Raw genomic sequence first — 3,982 nt, forward strand, 5'->3', positions numbered from 1 at the left:
TGTCCGAAACACATGAACAGCACCGCACTGCAAGGCAAAGGCATCGTGGTCACCCGGCCACGCGCGCAGGCCGACGAGATGCTGACCCTGTTGCAGGCGCAAGGCGCGCGCGCCATTTTGTTCCCCGCCGTACAGATCGAGGCGCCGGAGAACTGGCAGTCTCTGGATGACGCCTTGCATCAGCTTGTGGCGTATGACTGGGTGATTTTTTCCAGCCGCAACGCCGTCGCTTTTGCCCTCAGCCGCTTGCAGAGCCGCAACCTGTCCTGGCCGGCGGGACCGCGTATTGCGGCGGTGGGGCGGGAGACCGCCAAGGCGCTGCGTGAGTTTGGTCTGCAGGTCGAGCTGGTCCCCCAGAGGTTCAGCTCCGAGGGTTTGCTGGAAAGTCCGGAGCTGGTGGCCGTGCAGGGACAGCGCATCGCGCTGTTTGCCGGTGATCAGGGCCGGGAGTTGCTGGAAAAGACGCTGGGCGAGCGAGGGGCGGTCATCGACAAGGTGTTCTGCTACCGACGCCAGTTGCCCGGCACCAACCCGACGCCGTTGTTGCATGCCTGGGCGCGCGGCGAACTGGATGCCGTCACCGTGACCAGCCCGGAGATCTTCAATAATTTCTATCAGATGGTGGGGGGGCTGGGTCAACGCTGGCTGAAGAACACGCCCATTATCGCCATCAGCCCCCTCACCGCCGACGCCGTCACCACGGTCGGCCTGCCCGCCCCCTGGATTGCCCCGGAAGCCAGTGCGGCTGGTATGCTGACGGCGCTGACCGTATGGGCACAAGGTCTGGAGCCCGTTGCATGAACCTGCTCAATCTGTCGTCCCGCCACGATCGGTATTCGTATTCCAACTGCTCAAGGACTGTCCTCACATGAACCTGCTCAATCTGTCGTCCCGCCACGAGACCCGCCGCCTGCGTCGCCATCCGGCCATGCGCCGGATGTTGCGTGAGCATCATCTGCGCGCGGCGGATTTCATCCTGCCGATCTTTCTGGTGGAAGGCGATGGCGTCCGTACGGAAATCTCCTCCATGCCCGGCGTTTTCCGCCACAGCATCGATTCGGCGCTACAGCTCTGCGCGGAGGCCGCAGCGCGGGGCATCTCCGGGGTGCTGCTGTTCGGCGTCGTTGAAGATCATTGCAAGGATGCCACCGGCTCTGCCTCCTGGGAGGCGGAGGGGCTGGTACAACGGGCGATCCGCGCCATTCGCGCCGAATACCCGCAACTCCTGATCATTGCCGATGCCTGCTTTTGCGAATATACCGCCCACGGCCATTGCGGGGTTCTGGATGCGGGCGGCGATCGTGACGATTACGCCACCCTGGAAAACCTGCAGCGGCAGGCCATCTCTTATGCAGAAGCGGGGGTGGATGTCGTCGCCCCTTCAGGCATGGTGGACGGCATGGTGATGGCTATCCGCGAGGCGCTGGATGCTACGCAGCATCCGCAGGTCAGCATTCTTTCCTATGCGGTCAAATACGCCAGCGCTTTTTATGGCCCTTTCCGCGATGCGGCCGACAGCGCGCCGCAGTTCGGGGACCGCAAAGGCTATCAGATGGATCCGGCCAATCGGCGTGAGGCGTTTCGCGAGATGACACTGGATATTCAGGAGGGCTGCGATATGGTGATGGTGAAGCCCGCCATGGCGTATCTGGATATCATCCGTGACCTCCGCGAGCGCTGCGACCTGCCGGTGCTGGCGTATCAGGTGTCTGGCGAATACAGCATGCTGCAAGCCGCCGCCCGGGCTGGTTGGCTGGATCTACAGAGCAGCGTCCTGGAATCGCTGCTGGGCATCAAAAGGGCCGGGAGCGATGCCATCATCACCTATTATGCCCTCGCTGCAGCCGACTGGCTGGAATGAAGCCATAGGATTTTTCGCGCCGCTATCGGACGTTCTGCTCCGGATACGTTGGTTTGGGGCAGCCGCACTGGTCGGTATGATGCGCGCCCTGCGTTTGCGACCGGAAGACCTCGATACCCTGTTCCCCTGGGCCTTGCTCTCCGCGGTCATCAACGTGCTGGTCTGGCTCGTGTTGTTGGGAGGGCTGGCGGGAACCCTGCCTGTAAAAAACCCGGTCAGCTCGCTGGTAGAAATTTCGTTGACGCCGAACCCGCTCCGTCCCCGGATTACCTCGCCTGTGGTACCCGCGCCGCGCAGCCCGGACGGCATGCTTCCGGTCCGTCGGGAGAGCGTGCCATCAGCGGCCTCGCCGGCAGCGCGGGCGGTTGCGTTGAATGCCTATCTGAAGGACTGGGAAAGCCGAATCATGGCACTGGCCCAGAAACATCTCCTTGCGGCAGGTCATCTTGTCCTACCGCAGGGACGCGTCGTTGTCGCCGTCACTATCGCCCCCGACGGGCAACTGATGCAGATCGAGATGCGGCAAGGATCGAAGAATATTGTGCTGGTAAATGCCGTCGATACGATCATTCGGGAGGCGGCGCCCTTTCCGGCTTTACCCGCCATCTGGCAGTCCCCGCCTACCCCGTTGCGCATCGTGCGGACCTGGAGCTTTGAGTAGAAAACCACTCCAATCAGGGTGTTGACAGCTGTCCATCCACGCGTTCCAGGTCTTCCAGGCTTTTCTGTCGCGATTCCACTCCATAGATCAGGGTGGCGAGCATCCCCAGCAGGGCCACCATGGCCATCACCACCAGTACCAAAGGAATCCCCCAGCGTTTTTCAAAAACCGGAAATAACACCGCCGAAATGAAGGCACCCAGGCGGGAAAGCCCCGTCGCCAACCCGGCCGCGCTGGCACGCAATTCCGTCGGAAAAATTTCTACGGCGAGCGCAAAAACCGTTACCGCCGGACCGATGCCCACACCCAGAGAATAGACCGCAGCACCCGCGTAAATTCCCGCAATCCAGCCATTCCAGGAGCACAGCGCGAACAGTCCCAGCCCGAGAGACATCAGCCCAAATCCTGCACTTTGCAGGGGAATCCGGCCCCAGCGGTCGAGGCGGGAGAGAATATAGAGAATGCCCAGAGCGGAGATCACCAGGAAGCCGGCATTGATGGCAGCGGCGGCCCCCTCACTGCTGGCTAACCCGTTGCTGCGCAACACCAGGGGAAAATACAGACCAATGCCCAGACCCACCACATCCAGACAGAACCAGGGGAAAATGCTGAGCACCAGTCGGCGCAGCCAGACTTTACGCAGCAGCACCCGCCACGACTGGCGATGCCCCTGAAAAGCCGTCAACTGTGTGCTGAGTTCGGCGGGCGTACACTCCGGATACAGCCGGGCCAAGGCTTCACGGGCCGCGCTGGCATGCCCGTTGCGCGCCAGCCAGCGCGGCGACTCCGGGAGGCCGCGCCGCAACCAGAGCAGGGCAAGCGCGGGGACGACCGCGCTACCCAGCATCCAGCGCCAGGACGCGTCGCCGGTAAACAACAGGGCCCAGCCGACACCGGTGGACAGCAGAGCGCCGACATACCAGGCCAGGTTTACCCGGGCGAAACGATTGCCCCGGTTTGCGGACGGACTGTATTCCGCAACGATGGTGGCTACCAGCGGATAGTCGAGGCCGATCGCCAGGCCGGTCAGAAAGCGACCCAGGAAAAGGATGGAGACGTCCGGGCTGAAAGCGCTGACCAGGGCGCCGATGACATAGAGAAATATATTGGGGAAGAGCAGCTTGCGGCGACCGAACCGGTCAGTGAATACGCCGCCCACCAGGCCGCCCAGCAGAGACCCGAGTAACGCCATGGCCATGAGCAGACCGGTTTCGGTCGCGTGCAAATGCCAAGTGCTGTGCAAAGAGAGCAGGACCACGGCCATGATGCTGAGGTCGTAACCATCCAGCAGCATCCCCAGCATGGCGGCGCCCAGCGCGTGGCCGCGCTGCTTGTCCGCCTCAGGTCTGTTGCGGACGTCTGCAGTGGACAGGCCACCCTGTCTGTTCATGATGATTCCTTGGTATGTTGACCGGACAAGAGGGGCTAGCTTATGCCGTTGAGGCGCTATCGCTCAAGCC

General features: G+C 62.5%; 4 protein-coding genes. 3 read left to right on the forward strand and 1 reads right to left on the reverse strand.

Features of this window, described 5'->3' with window-relative positions; all coding sequences use genetic code 11:
• Nucleotides 1–12: 12 nt before the first annotated feature.
• The 3 genes from AC2VNK_RS07820 (at nucleotide 13) to AC2VNK_RS07830 (ending at nucleotide 2,522) form a co-directional block, all read left to right on the forward strand.
• Nucleotides 13–801 (forward strand): uroporphyrinogen-III synthase, encoded by a 789-nt coding sequence (locus AC2VNK_RS07820; protein ID WP_291520417.1) that lies wholly within the window; start codon nucleotides 13–15, stop codon nucleotides 799–801.
• 67 nt (nucleotides 802–868) lie between these two features.
• Nucleotides 869–1,861, forward strand: a complete 993-nt coding sequence (gene hemB, locus AC2VNK_RS07825) for a porphobilinogen synthase (protein ID WP_486883385.1) — start codon at nucleotides 869–871, stop codon at nucleotides 1,859–1,861.
• A 76-nt stretch (nucleotides 1,862–1,937) separates the two neighbouring features.
• The gene (locus AC2VNK_RS07830) at nucleotides 1,938–2,522 is read left to right on the forward strand and encodes a TonB C-terminal domain-containing protein (RefSeq protein WP_486883386.1); all 585 of its coding nucleotides are present in this window, start codon (nucleotides 1,938–1,940) and stop codon (nucleotides 2,520–2,522) included.
• A gap of 13 nt (nucleotides 2,523–2,535) precedes the next feature.
• On the opposite strand, the gene AC2VNK_RS07835 is transcribed toward AC2VNK_RS07830, so the two are convergent.
• Nucleotides 2,536–3,912, reverse strand: coding sequence for an MFS transporter (locus AC2VNK_RS07835; protein ID WP_486883387.1), 1,377 nt, complete (start codon nucleotides 3,910–3,912; stop codon nucleotides 2,536–2,538).
• Nucleotides 3,913–3,982 lie beyond the last annotated feature (70 nt).

The sequence above is a fragment of the Acidithiobacillus sp. TH-A35 genome (genome assembly GCF_057473505.1).

What these genes read in the sequence shown, in the direction of transcription:
- AC2VNK_RS07820 (WP_291520417.1), top strand. Translation starts at nt 13, where the DNA reads ATGAACAGCACCGCACTGCAAGGCAAAGGCATCGTGGTCACCCGGCCA.
- hemB (WP_486883385.1), top strand. Translation starts at nt 869, where the DNA reads ATGAACCTGCTCAATCTGTCGTCCCGCCACGAGACCCGCCGCCTGCGT.
- AC2VNK_RS07835 (WP_486883387.1), bottom strand. Translation starts at nt 3,912, where the DNA reads ATGAACAGACAGGGTGGCCTGTCCACTGCAGACGTCCGCAACAGACCT.
- AC2VNK_RS07830 (WP_486883386.1), top strand. Translation starts at nt 1,938, where the DNA reads ATGATGCGCGCCCTGCGTTTGCGACCGGAAGACCTCGATACCCTGTTC.